We start from the raw sequence: 13,991 nt of genomic DNA, 5'->3' as shown, positions 1-13,991 counted from the left end.
TCAAATTGGCCCTCGGCGCTTATCCATAAAGCGCCAATAGCTATTATTTTAGTAGCATTTTTGCGCTCGCCTAATGGGCCAGCAGCGCGGCAGGCTCGTCTCCGCCCAGCACCTGCTGCGCCCACGGCGCCAGCTTGCGGGTGTCGGCCCTAAGCACCTCTTGTTTGATGGCGAGGATCTGCGCCGGGTGCATCGAGAAACTGCGCAGGCCCAGGCCCAGCAGCAGGCGGGTCATGGCCACATCACCCGCCGTCTCGCCGCACACGCACACGCTTTTGCCCTGCCGCTCGCCTTCGGCAATCACGTCGGCCACCAGCCGCAGCACGGCCGGATGCAGCGGGTCGTACAGGTGGGCCACGGCTTCGTCGGCGCGGTCGATGGCCAGGGTGTACTGGATCAGATCGTTGGTGCCGATGGAAAGGAAGTCGAAATACTTGAGGAAGGTGCGCACCATGAGCGCAGCCGCGGGCACCTCGATCATGGCGCCCAGTTGCACCGGGCCGTGGGGCACGCCGCGCGCATCCAGCTCGGCACGGGCCAGGTCCACCTGCGCCAGGGTCTGCTGGATCTCGTGCGTGTGCGCCAGCATGGGGAACAGCAGGTTCACCTTGCCATGGGCCGCCGCCCGCAGCACGGCCCGCAGCTGCGTGCGGAACATGGCCGGGTCGGCCAGGCTCCAGCGGATGGCGCGCAGGCCCAGGGCCGGGTTCAGATAGCTGTCCTTGTGGGCCTTGTGGTCCAAGGGTTTGTCGGCACCCACATCGATGGTGCGGATGGTGACGGGCAGGCCCTGCATGCCCTCGATGGCTTCGCAGTAGGCGCGGTATTGCTCGTCCTCACCGGGCAGGTTGCCCGTGCGGCCCATGAACAGAAACTCGCTACGGAACAGCCCCACACCCACCGCCCCGGCGCGCACGGCGCCCGCAGCGTCGCCGGGCTGCTCGATGTTGGCCAGCAGTTCCACCTTGTGGCCGTCGATGGTGATGGCGGGCGTGTGCCGCAGGCGCGCCAGCCGCTCGCGCTCCAGCTCCACCTGGCGCTGGCGGAAGCCGTATTCGGCCAGGATGATGGGCGACGGATCGACGATGACCACGCCCGCATCGCCGTCGATGATGACCCAGTCGTCCTGGCGCACCAGCTGGCTGGCGCTGCGCGCACCCACCACGGCAGGGATGTCCATGCTGCGCGCGACGATGGCGGTGTGCGATGTCTTGCCACCCACATCGGTCACAAACCCGGCGAACACGCTTTGCTTGAACTGCAGCATGTCGGCGGGCGATAAATCGTGCGCCACCAGCACCAGCGGCACATCCACCGTGTCATCGAGCAGCAGGTCCTGCTGGGTCTTGCGGCGCGGGCTGCTGGGTGGCGGCGCCACCGGGCTGGCCACACCTTTCATGTAGCGCAGGATGCGTTCGACCACCTGCTCCAGGTCGGCCTTGCGCTCGCGCAGGTACTCGTCCTCCATCTCGTCGAACTGGCGCGCAATCACTTCGAGCTGGGTGGTCAGCGCCCATTCGGCGTTGTACAGGCGCTCCTTGATCCAGTGCTTGACGCCGCCCGTGAGGGCTTCGTCCTGCAGCAGCATCAGGTGCACATCGAGCAGCGCGGTCAGCTCGTGGGGCGCATCGGCCGGCATGTCGTTCTGCAGCCGCTGCAGCTCTTCGGCCACGGCATTGCGCCCCTGGCGCACGCGCTCGATCTCGTCTTCGACCTGATGGGGCTCCACAAAATAGTGCGCCACGTCCACACGGCTGGACGCCACCAGCACCGCGCGGCCGATGGCGATGCCGCGGGCAACTGCAAGACCGTGGACGGAGAAGGTCATGGGAGTTATCCGATGCAGATCGCAGAGAAGAGCGCCTCAGCCCGCCGCCCGGCCGCCCGAAGGCGGGCTGGGCCCCCTCGGGGGGCAGGGAGCGACACGCAGTGCGCGACCGTGGGGGCCACCTCAGCCCGCCGCCCGGCCGCCTGAAGGCGGGCTGGGCCCCCTCGGGGGGCAGGGAGCGACACGCAGTGCGCGACCGTGGGGGCCATCCTCATTCACCTTCGCCGAACTTGTCGGCGATGAGGGCCAGGAGCGCATCCATGGCCTCCTGCTCGCGGTCGCCACTGGTTTCAATCTCGACTTCGGTGCCCATGCCGGCTGCCAGCATCATCACGCCCATGATGCTTTTGGCATTGATGCGGCGCTCGCCCCGGCTCATGAAAACGTCGCAAGGGAAACTCCCGGCCAGCTTGGTGAGCTTGGCCGAGGCGCGGGCATGCAGGCCCAGCTTATTGTTGATGGTCGTGCGAGTCTTGATCATGTACGGTACGTCGGTTCTGGTTTTGCGGTGCGGAGATGGCCACCTGCATCACCCCTTGTGTGCCCCCCACCACCGCGCGGGTCACCACAGAGTCGAGCGGCTCGGCCCGGTAACTCACGGCGCGCAGCAGCATGGGCAGGTTGACGCCGGTCACCAGGCGCGAGCGCACGCCATCGACCAGGCGCTGCGCCACATTGCAGGGAGTGGCGCCGAACACATCCGTCAGCACCAGGGTGGAATCCGGCCCCAGCCTGTCGAGCAGGATGCGCGCCTGGGCCAGCGATTCTTCAGGCGGCTGGTTGGGCTGCACGTCCAGGGCGGCCACGCTGTCGCCGCAATCGGCAAACACGTGCAGCGCACACTCCCGCAGCGCGTGGGCCAACGGGGCGTGGGCAATGATGAGGATGCTGGTGGAGCTCATGGTCATGACTTGCGCGCCACAAGGCAACGCCCCATCGTTTGCACGCGGCCGTCGGGCCGAGGCTGGTCTTTCGGTGGGTAAGTCTTCATGGTGCGGAGGTTTGCAGTGCATTATGGCGCCGCCCCCCCAGCAGGAACCACGCATAGGCGCCAGCGTTGCAGGCCAGGTACACCGCCATGGCGCCCTGAAATGCGGGCACCGTATCCAGCCCGGCGGCCGCAAACGCATCCACCGCCAGGCCAATGCCCCACTGCACCACAAACACGCCCGCAAAGATGACGAGGTTGTACGCGGACAGCGCCCGCCCCGCCAGGATCTGGGGAAACGCCATGGCCACTGCGGGCTGCGACAGCGACACGAAGGTGCATGACACACAAAACAGCGCCCAGGCACCCCCCCGGCCTGCGGCCCTGCAAGGATGATGCCCAGCAGCACCAGCAGGCACAGCGGCAGGCCCGCGGTCATCAGCCGGTTGGCGTCCAGCCCTTTGCGCAGCAGCCAGGGCGTGACCATGCCCCAGGTCCAGAAGGTGCACAGCATGGAGACATTGATCCAGAACAGGCCCGTTGCGGATTCCAGCGCGGTGTAGCCCGCCACGCGCTGCATCCACGGCCCGGCCCACAGGGTCTGCATGGCCACCATGCCGCCGTACACGAAGAACCCGAGCGGCACCAGTCGCTGGAAGTACGGGTGGCGCCACACCTCCGAATACCCCGCCGCCACGCCTGCTGCGCCGCCCCCCGGTGAAGGTGCGCGGCCTTCATGGGCCGCACCCCGCAGCGGTGCCGCCCAGGCAGGCACCCAGAGGGCGATCACCACCATGGACAACGCAATGAGCGCCGCCAGCCCCCAGAACAGCGGCCGCCAGCCCACTACCGGCAACGCCCACTGCACCGGCAGCGTGGACGCCACCATGCCCAGCGACCCGGTCATCAGCATCCAGGAGTTGGCCCGCATCTGCGCCGTGGGCTCCAGCCAGCGCCGGTACCCCGTGAGCGGCGCCATCAGGCAGGCGCTGACCCCTGCGCCACACAACATGCGCCCGGCGAGCAAGCCCGAAAAGCCCGTGGCCACCGAGAACACCAGGCTCCCCGCCACGGCGACACCCAAGAACCCCAGCGCGACCTTGCGGGGGCCATGCCGGTCCAGCCAGGTACCCAGGGGGAGCTGTGTGGCGGCGAACCCCAGGAAAAAGCCTCCCGCCAGCAGCCCGAGGTCGCTGGACGACAGCGCAAACTCCTGGGCCAGCGTGGGCGCCAGCGTGGCCGTGACGGCACGCACCAGCGCCGACAAAAAGTAGGCAAACGCAAACGCCAGAAAAACAATGACGGCCGCCCGGCGCGGCAGCACCTCGTGCCCGGTCATGGCAGCACCAAGCCTGCAAAGAACTGCTCGGCCAGCTCAGGGCGTGGCGTGCCCGTGTACACCACCGCGTGGTACAGCCGCAACTGCGGCCCCTGAGCGTGCGCAAACCACACGCCCTGGGCATACACGGTGCTGCCATCGGCGCGCCGGCCTTGCACCACCGTGCGCACCGACTCTGGCAAGGGCAGCACCCCACGGGGCGCGTAGGGAGCATCCACCGCCGATCCGGCAGCGCCGGGGCCGAGGTGGGCCAACACCGCCGCACGCCAGTGCCTGAGCGCCGCCCCCGCCAGCGCCGGATCGCCCAGCGCAGCGTGCGACACGGCAAAAGTGGCGCCGTCCGCATCGCATCCCGACATGGACAGCTCGGCCGGCGCGCCCGCCAGCTCCACCGTGCGCGTGGCGTAGTCGGGCTTGCAGGGAAGGGTGATGGTGATGCCAGCGTCCGGCAGGAGCACGCTGCGCCAGTTCAACGCAGGGCTGCAGCCCTGCAACACACACAGCAACAGCGCCAGGGCAGCAGCGCGGGTCGGGGTCCAGTTCATCGGTCGATTATCGGCACAGTGACACAGGTCAACTGCCCCACACCCCGGCGCCCGAACTTTCTGCCGCCTTTACCACTCCATCGGAACCAATGGGCCTGCGCGGCCTGCGGTATCGGGCGTGCCGCCAGGGCGGGTCCGGCACAATCTCCCCGGATGCATCGGTGCAGTGCCACGGTTTGCATTTTCAGAAGGAATCGAAAAGTCATGGCGATCAAGCATTGGGCAGCAGGTGTGGCGGTGGCGGCGTTTGTGGCCCTGGGCGCCTACGTGTACCTGGATACAGGCCGATCCGCAGCGCCGGAGTCCACTTTTGTACTGCTGGACGGATCGAGCCAGACCACCGCCGACATGAAGGGCAAGGTGACGCTGGTCAACTTCTGGGCCACCAGCTGCACCACCTGCGTGGCCGAGATGCCGGAGATCGTGGCCACGTACAACAAGTACCGGGCCAAGGGCTTCGACACCGTGGCCGTGGCCATGAGCTACGACCCGCCCAGCTACGTGGTGAACTTTGCCGAGACGCGCAAGCTGCCCTTCAAGGTGGCCATCGACAACACCGGCAACGTGGCCAAGGCCTGGGGCGATGTGCGGCTCACCCCCTCCACCTTCATCGTGAACAAGCGCGGCGAGATCGTGAAAACCTATGTCGGCGCACCCGATTTCGCCGCCCTGCACCTGCTGATCGAGAAGCTGCTGGCCGAAGGCTGAGCTCGCATTGGCGTCGGGGCTGCGAGCCCCGGTTGGATTCTAATGAAATCTGCCTGTAACGCTTTACCGACAAGCGCTTACAGCTATTAACTTAGTAGCAAATTATTTGCCCCGATAGGCGTCGTGGCAGGCCTTGCACGTGCCGGCTGTGGCGCCAAACGCGGTCTTCAGGTTGTCCAGATTGCCGGTTTTTGCGGCAGCGGCCAGCTTGATCGCCTCGGCCTCCAGCTTGTCCGAGTGCTCCTTGAACTTGGCCTGCTCAGTCCAGATCTGCGGCAAAGCCTTGGTGGGCGCGCCCTTGTCCGTGCCCGCGCCAAACCCTGCCTAGGGCAACTTGGCCATCTCGGCCACCACATCCGCGTTCTCCTGGGCGGCTTTGGCGTCAAAAGGAATGCGTCCATTGGCCATGGCGCCAATGCGGCTGAAGTGCTGGCCCATCACAAACAGTGCGCTCTGGCGGTATTTGATGGCGTCTTCCGCCTTCGCAAACTGGGCAGAAGCTGGTGCGGACAACGTGAGTGTTGCAGCGGCGAGGACCAACGCGGCGAGTGTTTTCATGGGGAATTTCCTTTATTTGCAGATGAACAAAAGCGGGGGAAACCGCCGGAAGTATGACCGTTTACCGCCTGTTTGGCAGTGACGGGCCCTTTCGGGGTTTCCCGCGCTCCTTCACAATGCATGCCATTCCTGCCTTGCCATCGCGCGCCCCGCCACCATGACGCAACACACCGTACGCATCTGGGACCTTCCCACCCGTCTCTTTCACTGGGCACTGGCCGCCTGCGTCGTGGGCCTGGTGATCACCGCCAAGGTGGGGGGCAATGCGATGGAGTGGCACTTCCGGCTCGGCTACGGGGTGCTGGCACTGCTGGTATTCCGCTTGGCGTGGGGTATGGTGGGCGGGCGCTGGTCGCGGTTTTCGAGTTTTCTCCTGTCGCCCGCCCGGTTGGTGCGCTACCTGCGGGGCAACGCCCCTGCCGAGGAGAACGCGGGCCACAGCCCCCTTGGCGCCCTTGCGGTGGTGGGGATGCTGGCGGTACTGCTCGCGCAGGTGGGCACCGGTCTGCTCAGCGACGACGAAATCGCTTTCTCAGGCCCGCTCACGCGCTTCGTATCGAACGCAGTGGTGGGCCAGGCCACCGGTTACCACAAGGAAGTCGGGCAGTACCTGGTTCTCGGACTGGTGGGGCTGCACCTGGCCGCGATCCTCTTTTACGTGCTGGTGCGCCGCCAGCGCCTGGTCCGGTCCATGCTTCACGGTGACAAGGTGCTGCTCGTGCCCACGGTGCCGTCACGCGACAACCTGGCTGCACGCGCCCTGGCGCTGGTGGTGCTTTCGCTCAGTGCCGGCCTGGCCTGGTGGGTGGCATCGCTGGGCGCTTCGCCTGGGTTCTAGAGCGGAGTCGCTACACTGCGGTTTTTTGTTGCCACCACCGCTGCGCTTTGGACAAGCCTACCGTCATCCTGCGGGCCCCCAGCTCGCCCGTCGAAATGGACGCCGTCCGCGACATCTTTCGTGAGTACGCTGACACCCTCGGCGTCGACCTGTGTTTTCAGGACTTTGAGAGGGAGTTGGCCAGCCTGCCGGGCGACTATGCCGAGCCACGCGGCGCGCTGTTGCTGGCCGAGGTGGAGGGCGCCATTGCCGGATGCTGCGCACTGCGCCCCCTGGACACCGCCGACTACCCCAACGCCAGCGAGATGAAGCGCCTGTTCGTGCGCAAGGCCTTCCGCGGCTTCGGCCTGGGCCGCGAGCTGGCCGAGGCCATGCTGGACCGGGCGCGGCAGGCCGGCTATGCCTGTGTATTGCTCGACACGCTGGACGATATGGAGTCGGCGCGGGCGCTGTATACCGACCTGGGCTTTGCCGAGATACCGCCCTACTACCACAACCCCATCGCTGGCGCCCACTATCTCAAGGTCGATATTTTTTAGTCAAATCGGCCTTCAGGGCATAACCAGAAAGCGCCAAATGCTATATATTTAATAGCATTCGCGCTATCCATCAACCCTTGGCCTGGGCAAGCAGGGTGTCAGCGTCACTCACTTCGAACTTGCCCGGTGCTTCCACATTGAGCGTGACCACCTTGCCATCGCGCACCAGCATCGAATAGCGGTTGCTCCGCAAGCCCATGCCCTTGGTGGTGAGGTCCAGGGTCAGACCTGTCGCTTTTGCAAAGTCGGCACTGCCGTCGCCCAGCATGCGCACTTTGCCGGCAGTCTTCTGGTCACGCGCCCAAGCCCCCATCACGAATGCGTCGTTCACGCTCAGGCACCAGATTTCATCCACGCCAGCGGCCTTGAACTCGGCGGCCTTCTCAACGTATCCGGGGACATGTTTGGCCGAGCAGGTGGGTGTGAAGGCGCCGGGCAAGGCAAATAGCGCAATGGTCTTGCCCGCAGTGGCCTTGTCCACCGCCACCGGGTTGGGCCCGATGCTGCAACCTTCACCTTCAATTTCAGAATATTCCATCAGCGTGGCTGCGGGCAGGGTGTCACCGACTTTGATCATTGCTATCTCCTTGGGATGGGTGGATGAAGGGAAATATGGGTGGGCCGAACTGCCCGGAGCCACCAGCAAAGTGCGGCCCCAAACGCAAAACGACCCACATTGTGAGTCGTTTTGAAGGGCTTTGCCGCCCGGGGTCTTGGCCCCGGAGGCGAAGAGGCTGCCGGATTACAGCAGACCGGCCTTTTGCACCAAGCGGGTTGCCACCCAGTTCTTGGTCTTGGAGAGCGGACGGCTCTCGGTGATTTCGATGGTGTCGCCCAGCTTGTACTCGTTGTTTTCGTCGTGCGCGTGGTACTTGCTCGACTTGCCAACGATCTTGCCGTAGAGCTCGTGCTTCACACGGCGCTCGATCAGCACGGTCACGGTCTTGTTACGCTTGTCGCTGACCACCTTGCCAACCAAGGTGCGCTTGAGGGATTTTTTAGGTTCCGTCATATGGGCTCCTTACTTGGCGGCTTGCTTTTCAGCAAGGATGGTCTTGGCACGGGCGATATCACGACGCGTGGTGCGCAGCGTGTTGGTGTTACCCAGTTGCTGCGTAGCCTTCTGCATGCGCAGGCCGAAATGGGCCTTCTGCAGAGCCTTGATTTCGGCTTCGATGCCGGCGACGTCTTTTTGGCGCAGTTCAGTAGTCTTCATTGCTTGTTCTCCTGAATTACGAGCCAATGTGACGGCTGACGAACGTGGTGCGCAGCGGCAGCTTGGCTGCAGCCAGGCGGAACGCTTCGCGGGCCAGTTCTTCGGGCACACCGACGATCTCGAACACGATCTTGCCGGGCTGGATTTCGGCCACGTAGTACTCGGGGTTGCCCTTACCGTTACCCATACGCACTTCTGCGGGCTTGGTAGAAATTGGCTTGTCCGGGAACACGCGGATCCAGATACGGCCGCCACGCTTGACGTGACGTGAAATCGCACGGCGTGCAGCTTCGATCTGGCGGGCCGTCAGACGGCCCCGATCGGTGCACTTCAGACCGAAATCACCGAACGCAACGGAGGCACCCCGCGTTGCGACACCGGTATTACGGCCCTTTTGCTCCTTGCGGTATTTGCGGCGAGCAGGTTGCAGCATAGTTATTCTCCTTTACCGTCCGCTGCTGTAGCGGGCGCGGCGACTTTGCGTACGCGCTTAACGGCGGTGTTATCAGCGCCACCAGCTTCCGCTGGCTTGTCGCTGCCGTCGGCCGGTGCGGTGTTACCACCGACAGGACGACGTGGGGCTCCACGGCCTGCGCCTGGACGATCGCCACCTGGGCGGCCGTCACGGCGTGGACCGCGTGGGCGGCGCTCTTCGTCGGGACGGGGCGTTTCCACAGCTGGAAGGTCGTTACGACCCAGCGTGTCACCCTTGTAGACCCAGACCTTGACGCCGATCACACCGTAGGTGGTCTTGGCTTCAGAGGTGCCGTAGTCGATGTCCGCACGCAGCGTGTGAAGTGGCACGCGGCCTTCACGGTACCACTCGCAACGAGCGATTTCGATACCGTTCAGACGACCGGACGACATGATCTTGATGCCCTGGGCACCCAGACGCATGGCGTTCTGCATGGCGCGCTTCATGGCGCGGCGGAACATGATCCGCTTTTCGAGCTGTTGCGTGATGCTGTCGGCGATCAGCTTGGCATCGATTTCAGGCTTGCGCACTTCTTCGATGTTCACTGCAACCGGCACGCCCAGGCGCGACGCGAGTTCCTTCTTCAGGTTCTCGATGTCTTCGCCCTTCTTGCCGATCACCACACCAGGACGTGCCGAGTAAATGGTGATGCGTGCGTTCTTGGCAGGACGCTCGATCAGGATGCGCGACACAGCCGCGTTCTTGAGCTTGGCCTTCAGGTACTCGCGCACCTTGATGTCTTCGGCCAGCATGCCCGCGAAATCACGGTTGCTGGCGTACCAACGGCTGGACCAGTTGCGGCTGACCGCAAGGCGGAAGCCGGTAGGATGGATTTTCTGTCCCATAGTCTTCCCGAGCCTTTAGTTGCCAACCGTCACGTACACATGGCACGTGGGCTTGCTGATGCGGTTGCCGCGGCCTTTGGCGCGCGCGGTGAAGCGCTTGAGCGTGGTGCCTTGTTCGACGTAGATGGTCTTGACCTTCAGTTCGTCGATGTCAGCGCCATCGTTGTGTTCGGCGTTGGCGATGGCCGACTCCAGAACCTTCTTGACGATTCCCGCAGCTTTTTTCTGCGTGAAGTTCAGGATGTTCAGAGCCTGGTCCACCTTCTTGCCGCGGATCAGATCGGCGACCAGACGGCCCTTGTCGACCGACAGACGGACGCCCCGGAGGACTGCACGTGTTTCAGACATGGTCGTTCCTTACTTCTTCGCTTTTTTATCAGCGGGGTGACCCTTGAAGGTGCGCGTCAGGGCGAATTCGCCCAGCTTGTGGCCCACCATCTGGTCGGTGACATAGACAGGTACGTGCTGCTTGCCGTTGTGCACGGCAATGGTCAGACCGATGAACTCGGGCAGAACCATGGAGCGACGCGACCAGGTCTTGACTGGTTTCTTGTCCTTGGTGGCAACGGCCTTTTCGACCTTGGCCATCAAGTGATGGTCAACAAATGGACCCTTTTTGAGAGAGCGAGTCATCTGTTACCCCTTACTTCTTGCGACGCGACACGATCATGATCTGTGTGCGCTTGTTGTTACGGGTGCGATAACCCTTGGTCAGATTGCCCCAAGGATCGACTGCATGGCGGCCTTCGCCGGTGCGGCCTTCGCCACCACCGTGAGGGTGATCCACAGGGTTCATGGCCACGCCGCGAACCGTAGGACGAATCCCCATCCAGCGCTTCACACCGGCCTTACCCAGTTGGCGCAGGCTGTGTTCTTCGTTGGCCACTTCACCAATGGTGGCGCGGCATTCGATGTGGATCTTGCGCACTTCGCCAGAGCGCATGCGCACCTGGGCATACACGCCTTCACGGGCCAGCAGCGTTGCCGAAGCACCGGCCGAACGTGCGATCTGTGCACCGGCACCGGGCTTGAGCTCGATGCAGTGGATGGTCGAACCCACAGGGATGTTGCGGATAGGCAGCGTGTTGCCAGCGCGGATCGGGGCTTCCGAACCGGACAGCAGGGTTGCGCCCACTTCCAGGTTGCGGGGAGCGATGATGTAGCGACGCTCGCCGTCGGCATAGCACACCAGAGCGATGTGGGCCGTACGGTTGGGGTCGTACTCAATGCGCTCAACCTTGGCCGGAATGCCGTCCTTGTTGCGCTTGAAGTCCACCACACGGTAGTGGTGCTTGTGACCACCGCCCTTGTGGCGGGTAGTGATGTGACCGTTGTTGTTACGACCGGCCTTCTGGAATTGTGGCTCCAGCAGGGGGGCGTACGCTTCACCCTTGTACAGGTGGTCACGCGTGACCTTCACCACGGCACGTTGGCCGGGCGAGGTAGGTTTCATCTTAACGACAGCCATGATTACGCGGCCTCCCCGGAGAGGTTCAGCTCTTGACCTGGCTGCAGCGTGACGTATGCCTTGCGAACGTTGTCGCGGCGGCCCACGGTCTTGCCGAAACGCTTGGTCTTGCCTTTGGTGTTCACCACAGAAACGCCCTTGACTTCCACCTTGAACATCAATTCCACAGCGGCCTTGATTTCTGGCTTGGTAGCGTTCTGCAGCACCTTGAACGTCACTGCATTGGACTTTTCGGCAACCATGGTGGCCTTTTCGGACACGATGGGAGCGACCAGCACTTGCATCAGACGACCTTCGTCAAACTTGAGTGTGCTCATGCGAACATCTCCTTGAGTTTGTCGATTGCACCCTTGGTGACGAGCACTTTCTTGAAACGCACCAGCGACACGGGATCGGCGTAACGGGGCTCAACGACGAGCACGTTCACCAGATTGCGCGAAGCCAGGTACAGGTTTTCGTCCACTTCGTCGGCAATCACCATCACCGATTGCAGGTTCATCGCCTTGAACTTGTCAGCCAGGACCTTGGTCTTGGGGGAATCAAGCTTCAGCGAATCGACCACAGCCAGACGGCCTTCGCGGGCCAGCTGCGACAAGATGGCAGACATACCGGCGCGGTACATCTTCTTGTTGATCTTCTGCGTGAAATTTTCGTCAGGCATGTTCGGAAAAATCCGACCGCCCCCGCGCCACAGCGGCGAAGAGGTCATACCTGCACGTGCGTTACCCGTACCCTTTTGCTTGAAAGGCTTCTTGGTCGAGTGACGGACTTGCTCGCGGTCCTTCTGGGCGCGAGTGCCTTGGCGTGCGTTGGCCTGATAGGCCACCACGATCTGGTGAACCAGATCTTCGTTGTATTCACGACCGAACACGGTTTCGGGAACATCCAGCTTGGATGCGCCTTGGCCCTGGTCATTCAGGAGTTCGAGCTGCATTAGTTCGCTCCTTTGGAATCTTTGGCCTTGACGGCGGGACGCACGGTCACGAACCCACCCTTGGAGCCCGGAATCGCGCCCTTGATCAAGAGCAGTTGACGCGCTTCATCGATGCGGATGACATCGAGGTTTTGCGTAGTCTTGGTGACATCGCCAAGGTGGCCCGTCATGCGCTTGCCGGGGAACACGCGACCGGGGTCTTGTGCCATGCCGATCGAGCCAGGCACGTTGTGCGAACGGCTGTTACCGTGCGACGCGCGCTGCGAGGCCATGTTGTGGCGCTTGATGGTACCGGCGTAGCCCTTACCGATGGAAGTACCCTGCACGTCGACCTTCTGGCCCACGGCAAAGACATCGGCCACAGGCACAGCAGCGCCCGCGGCGTACTTGCCGGCGGTTTCTGCGGTCACGCGGAATTCCTGGATGATTTCACCGGCTTCCACACCTGCCTTGGCAAGGTGGCCGGCTTCTGGCTTGGTCACGCGCGATGCTTTGCGCGAGCCGAACGTGACCTGCAGGGCCACGTAGCCATCGTTCTCTTGGGTTTTGACCTGGGTAACGCGGTTGTTGGACACATCCACCACCGTGACAGGCACTGCGTCCCCATCATCGGTGAACAGACGCATCATGCCCACTTTGCGACCCAGCAACCCGAGGGAGTTGCTCAGACTCATTGGTTTTCTCCAAAACTCTCACCGCCGCAACTTCAATTGGCTACGGCGTTTCCGCAAACTCTCGCTTGCGTGCATGAAAGAAGGTTAATAAAACTCCGCCAGCGAGCACCGTTTTACGGGCGCAAATCAAGCGAAGCCCTAAAGTATAACGCGAACTGCTTTTTCAAGCAAGTTCGCGTTATTTCAGTCACTGCAAGGCAGGCAAGCCCGCCTCACAGCAGCCATTGCTACATCACTGCAGCTTGATTTCGACGTCCACGCCAGCGGGCAGGTCGAGCTTCATCAGGGCGTCCACGGTCTTGTCCGTAGGGTCCACGATGTCCATCAGACGCTGGTGGGTGCGGATTTCGAGCTGGTCGCGGCTGGTCTTGTTGACGTGCGGCGAGCGCAGGATGTCAAAACGCTTCATGCGCGTCGGCAGGGGCACGGGACCCTTGACGATGGCGCCGGTGCGCTTGGCGGTGTCAACGATCTCGGCAGCGGACTGGTCGATCAGCTTGTAGTCAAACGCCTTCAGACGGATGCGGATTTTTTGCTTGGACATGGCAAGTTCCTTTTCTGCTCAGCTATTAAGCAATGATCTTGGCCACGACGCCAGCGCCGACGGTACGACCACCTTCGCGGATAGCGAAGCGCAGACCTTCTTCCATGGCGATGGGGTTGATCAGCTTCACAGTGATCGACACGTTGTCGCCAGGCATGACCATTTCCTTGTCGGCTGGCAGCTCGATGGCGCCAGTCACGTCGGTCGTGCGGAAGTAGAACTGGGGACGGTAGTTGTTGAAGAAGGGCGTGTGACGGCCGCCTTCGTCCTTGGAGAGGACGTACACTTCAGCGGTGAAGTGCGTGTGGGGCTTGATGGAGCCGGGCTTGCACAGCACCTGGCCACGCTCCACGTCTTCGCGCTTGGTGCCGCGCAGCAGCAGACCGACGTTGTCGCCAGCCTGGCCCTGGTCCAGCAGCTTGCGGAACATTTCCACGCCGGTGCAGGTGGTCTTGACGGTGTCCTTGATACCGACGATTTCGATTTCTTCGCCGACCTTGATGATGCCGCGCTCGATACGGCCGGTCACCACGGTGCCGCGGCCGGAGATGG

At 63.1% G+C, this 13,991-nt stretch carries 20 protein-coding genes and 2 pseudogenes; 3 read left to right on the top strand and 19 right to left on the bottom strand.

The genetic code is table 11. The annotated features are described in order from the left end of the window. Positions 1–70: 70 nt before the first annotated feature. The 5 genes and pseudogenes from ptsP to KYG_RS18375 all read right to left on the bottom strand — a co-directional run bounded on the left by ptsP (position 71) and on the right by KYG_RS18375 (position 4,640). Positions 71–1,828 carry a phosphoenolpyruvate--protein phosphotransferase gene (gene ptsP / locus KYG_RS18395; RefSeq protein ID WP_008906438.1) on the bottom strand — a complete coding sequence of 586 codons (1,758 nt, stop codon included), beginning with the start codon at positions 1,826–1,828 and terminating at the stop codon, positions 71–73. Between the two features lie 211 nt (positions 1,829–2,039). Continuing rightward, positions 2,040–2,309 carry an HPr family phosphocarrier protein gene (locus KYG_RS18390; protein ID WP_008906437.1) on the bottom strand — a complete coding sequence of 90 codons (270 nt, stop codon included), beginning with the start codon at positions 2,307–2,309 and terminating at the stop codon, positions 2,040–2,042. Further along, positions 2,278–2,730 (bottom strand): PTS sugar transporter subunit IIA, encoded by a 453-nt coding sequence (locus KYG_RS18385; protein WP_085942620.1) that lies wholly within the window; start codon positions 2,728–2,730, stop codon positions 2,278–2,280. The genes KYG_RS18390 and KYG_RS18385 overlap by 32 nt, the downstream gene beginning before the upstream one ends. A gap of 85 nt (positions 2,731–2,815) precedes the next feature. Continuing rightward, positions 2,816–4,095 (bottom strand): annotated as a pseudogene (locus KYG_RS18380) (MFS transporter). Then, complete coding sequence (locus KYG_RS18375; protein WP_008906435.1) at positions 4,092–4,640, bottom strand: hypothetical protein; 549 nt, start codon at positions 4,638–4,640, stop codon at positions 4,092–4,094. The pseudogene KYG_RS18380 and the gene KYG_RS18375 overlap by 4 nt, the downstream one beginning before the upstream one ends. 204 nt (positions 4,641–4,844) lie before the next feature. On the opposite strand from KYG_RS18375, the gene KYG_RS18370 reads away from it, so the two are divergent. Further along, positions 4,845–5,348 (top strand): TlpA disulfide reductase family protein, encoded by a 504-nt coding sequence (locus tag KYG_RS18370; protein WP_008906434.1) that lies wholly within the window; start codon positions 4,845–4,847, stop codon positions 5,346–5,348. A 102-nt stretch (positions 5,349–5,450) separates the two neighbouring features. On the opposite strand, the pseudogene KYG_RS18365 reads toward KYG_RS18370, so the two are convergent. Further along, a pseudogene (locus KYG_RS18365) lies at positions 5,451–5,906 on the bottom strand (cytochrome c). Positions 5,907–6,063: 157 nt separating this feature from the next. Here KYG_RS18365 and KYG_RS18360 point away from each other — a divergent pair. After that, on the top strand, positions 6,064–6,744 hold the full coding sequence (locus KYG_RS18360; protein WP_008906433.1) for a cytochrome b/b6 domain-containing protein: 681 nt from the start codon (positions 6,064–6,066) through the stop codon (positions 6,742–6,744). A gap of 47 nt (positions 6,745–6,791) precedes the next feature. Next, complete coding sequence (locus KYG_RS18355; RefSeq protein ID WP_008906432.1) at positions 6,792–7,283, top strand: GNAT family N-acetyltransferase; 492 nt, start codon at positions 6,792–6,794, stop codon at positions 7,281–7,283. Between the two features lie 70 nt (positions 7,284–7,353). Here the strand turns inward: KYG_RS18355 and KYG_RS18350 are convergent, their stop codons facing one another. The 13 genes from KYG_RS18350 to KYG_RS18290 all read right to left on the bottom strand — a co-directional run. Beyond that, on the bottom strand, positions 7,354–7,860 hold the full coding sequence (locus tag KYG_RS18350) for a peroxiredoxin (RefSeq protein ID WP_008906431.1): 507 nt from the start codon (positions 7,858–7,860) through the stop codon (positions 7,354–7,356). A 165-nt stretch (positions 7,861–8,025) separates the two neighbouring features. Next, complete coding sequence (rpsQ, locus tag KYG_RS18345; protein WP_008906430.1) at positions 8,026–8,295, bottom strand: 30S ribosomal protein S17; 270 nt, start codon at positions 8,293–8,295, stop codon at positions 8,026–8,028. Positions 8,296–8,304: 9 nt separating this feature from the next. After that, positions 8,305–8,499, bottom strand: a complete 195-nt coding sequence (gene rpmC, locus KYG_RS18340; protein WP_008906429.1) for a 50S ribosomal protein L29 — start codon at positions 8,497–8,499, stop codon at positions 8,305–8,307. Between the two features lie 16 nt (positions 8,500–8,515). Beyond that, on the bottom strand, positions 8,516–8,932 hold the full coding sequence (gene rplP / locus KYG_RS18335) for a 50S ribosomal protein L16 (RefSeq protein WP_007847799.1): 417 nt from the start codon (positions 8,930–8,932) through the stop codon (positions 8,516–8,518). 2 nt (positions 8,933–8,934) lie between these two features. Continuing rightward, a complete protein-coding gene (gene rpsC, locus KYG_RS18330; protein WP_008906428.1) occupies positions 8,935–9,819 on the bottom strand; it encodes a 30S ribosomal protein S3 in 885 nt (294 codons plus the stop codon). 15 nt (positions 9,820–9,834) lie between these two features. Further along, positions 9,835–10,167 (bottom strand): 50S ribosomal protein L22, encoded by a 333-nt coding sequence (gene rplV, locus KYG_RS18325; RefSeq protein ID WP_007847806.1) that lies wholly within the window; start codon positions 10,165–10,167, stop codon positions 9,835–9,837. A gap of 9 nt (positions 10,168–10,176) precedes the next feature. After that, complete coding sequence (gene rpsS, locus KYG_RS18320; protein WP_008906427.1) at positions 10,177–10,452, bottom strand: 30S ribosomal protein S19; 276 nt, start codon at positions 10,450–10,452, stop codon at positions 10,177–10,179. A gap of 10 nt (positions 10,453–10,462) precedes the next feature. Next, complete coding sequence (gene rplB, locus KYG_RS18315) at positions 10,463–11,287, bottom strand: 50S ribosomal protein L2 (RefSeq protein WP_008906426.1); 825 nt, start codon at positions 11,285–11,287, stop codon at positions 10,463–10,465. A gap of 2 nt (positions 11,288–11,289) precedes the next feature. Next, on the bottom strand, positions 11,290–11,604 hold the full coding sequence (rplW, locus tag KYG_RS18310) for a 50S ribosomal protein L23 (protein WP_007847815.1): 315 nt from the start codon (positions 11,602–11,604) through the stop codon (positions 11,290–11,292). After that, positions 11,601–12,221, bottom strand: a complete 621-nt coding sequence (gene rplD, locus KYG_RS18305; RefSeq protein ID WP_008906425.1) for a 50S ribosomal protein L4 — start codon at positions 12,219–12,221, stop codon at positions 11,601–11,603. The genes rplW and rplD overlap by 4 nt, the downstream gene beginning before the upstream one ends. Further along, on the bottom strand, positions 12,221–12,895 hold the full coding sequence (gene rplC / locus KYG_RS18300) for a 50S ribosomal protein L3 (RefSeq protein WP_008906424.1): 675 nt from the start codon (positions 12,893–12,895) through the stop codon (positions 12,221–12,223). Before rplC ends, rplD begins: the two co-directional genes overlap by 1 nt. Before the next feature lie 232 nt (positions 12,896–13,127). Further along, on the bottom strand, positions 13,128–13,439 hold the full coding sequence (rpsJ, locus tag KYG_RS18295) for a 30S ribosomal protein S10 (RefSeq protein ID WP_005796953.1): 312 nt from the start codon (positions 13,437–13,439) through the stop codon (positions 13,128–13,130). Positions 13,440–13,464: 25 nt separating this feature from the next. Further along, the coding region (locus tag KYG_RS18290; protein ID WP_008906423.1) for an EF-Tu/IF-2/RF-3 family GTPase at positions 13,465–13,991 on the bottom strand (527 nt) is incomplete at its 5' end.

Source organism: Acidovorax sp. NO-1, from assembly GCF_000238595.1.
Lineage (GTDB): Bacteria > Pseudomonadota > Gammaproteobacteria > Burkholderiales > Burkholderiaceae_C > Acidovorax.
This window is presented reverse-complemented; position numbering and strand designations above follow the sequence as displayed.

What these genes read in the sequence shown, in the direction of transcription:
- ptsP (WP_008906438.1), bottom strand. Translation starts at nt 1,828, where the DNA reads ATGACCTTCTCCGTCCACGGTCTTGCAGTTGCCCGCGGCATCGCCATC.
- KYG_RS18390 (WP_008906437.1), bottom strand. Translation starts at nt 2,309, where the DNA reads ATGATCAAGACTCGCACGACCATCAACAATAAGCTGGGCCTGCATGCC.
- KYG_RS18385 (WP_085942620.1), bottom strand. Translation starts at nt 2,730, where the DNA reads ATGAGCTCCACCAGCATCCTCATCATTGCCCACGCCCCGTTGGCCCAC.
- KYG_RS18375 (WP_008906435.1), bottom strand. Translation starts at nt 4,640, where the DNA reads ATGAACTGGACCCCGACCCGCGCTGCTGCCCTGGCGCTGTTGCTGTGT.
- KYG_RS18370 (WP_008906434.1), top strand. Translation starts at nt 4,845, where the DNA reads ATGGCGATCAAGCATTGGGCAGCAGGTGTGGCGGTGGCGGCGTTTGTG.
- KYG_RS18360 (WP_008906433.1), top strand. Translation starts at nt 6,064, where the DNA reads ATGACGCAACACACCGTACGCATCTGGGACCTTCCCACCCGTCTCTTT.
- KYG_RS18350 (WP_008906431.1), bottom strand. Translation starts at nt 7,860, where the DNA reads ATGATCAAAGTCGGTGACACCCTGCCCGCAGCCACGCTGATGGAATAT.
- rpsQ (WP_008906430.1), bottom strand. Translation starts at nt 8,295, where the DNA reads ATGACGGAACCTAAAAAATCCCTCAAGCGCACCTTGGTTGGCAAGGTG.
- rpmC (WP_008906429.1), bottom strand. Translation starts at nt 8,499, where the DNA reads ATGAAGACTACTGAACTGCGCCAAAAAGACGTCGCCGGCATCGAAGCC.
- rplP (WP_007847799.1), bottom strand. Translation starts at nt 8,932, where the DNA reads ATGCTGCAACCTGCTCGCCGCAAATACCGCAAGGAGCAAAAGGGCCGT.
- rpsC (WP_008906428.1), bottom strand. Translation starts at nt 9,819, where the DNA reads ATGGGACAGAAAATCCATCCTACCGGCTTCCGCCTTGCGGTCAGCCGC.
- rplV (WP_007847806.1), bottom strand. Translation starts at nt 10,167, where the DNA reads ATGTCTGAAACACGTGCAGTCCTCCGGGGCGTCCGTCTGTCGGTCGAC.
- rpsS (WP_008906427.1), bottom strand. Translation starts at nt 10,452, where the DNA reads ATGACTCGCTCTCTCAAAAAGGGTCCATTTGTTGACCATCACTTGATG.
- rplB (WP_008906426.1), bottom strand. Translation starts at nt 11,287, where the DNA reads ATGGCTGTCGTTAAGATGAAACCTACCTCGCCCGGCCAACGTGCCGTG.
- rplW (WP_007847815.1), bottom strand. Translation starts at nt 11,604, where the DNA reads ATGAGCACACTCAAGTTTGACGAAGGTCGTCTGATGCAAGTGCTGGTC.
- rplD (WP_008906425.1), bottom strand. Translation starts at nt 12,221, where the DNA reads ATGCAGCTCGAACTCCTGAATGACCAGGGCCAAGGCGCATCCAAGCTG.
- rplC (WP_008906424.1), bottom strand. Translation starts at nt 12,895, where the DNA reads ATGAGTCTGAGCAACTCCCTCGGGTTGCTGGGTCGCAAAGTGGGCATG.
- rpsJ (WP_005796953.1), bottom strand. Translation starts at nt 13,439, where the DNA reads ATGTCCAAGCAAAAAATCCGCATCCGTCTGAAGGCGTTTGACTACAAG.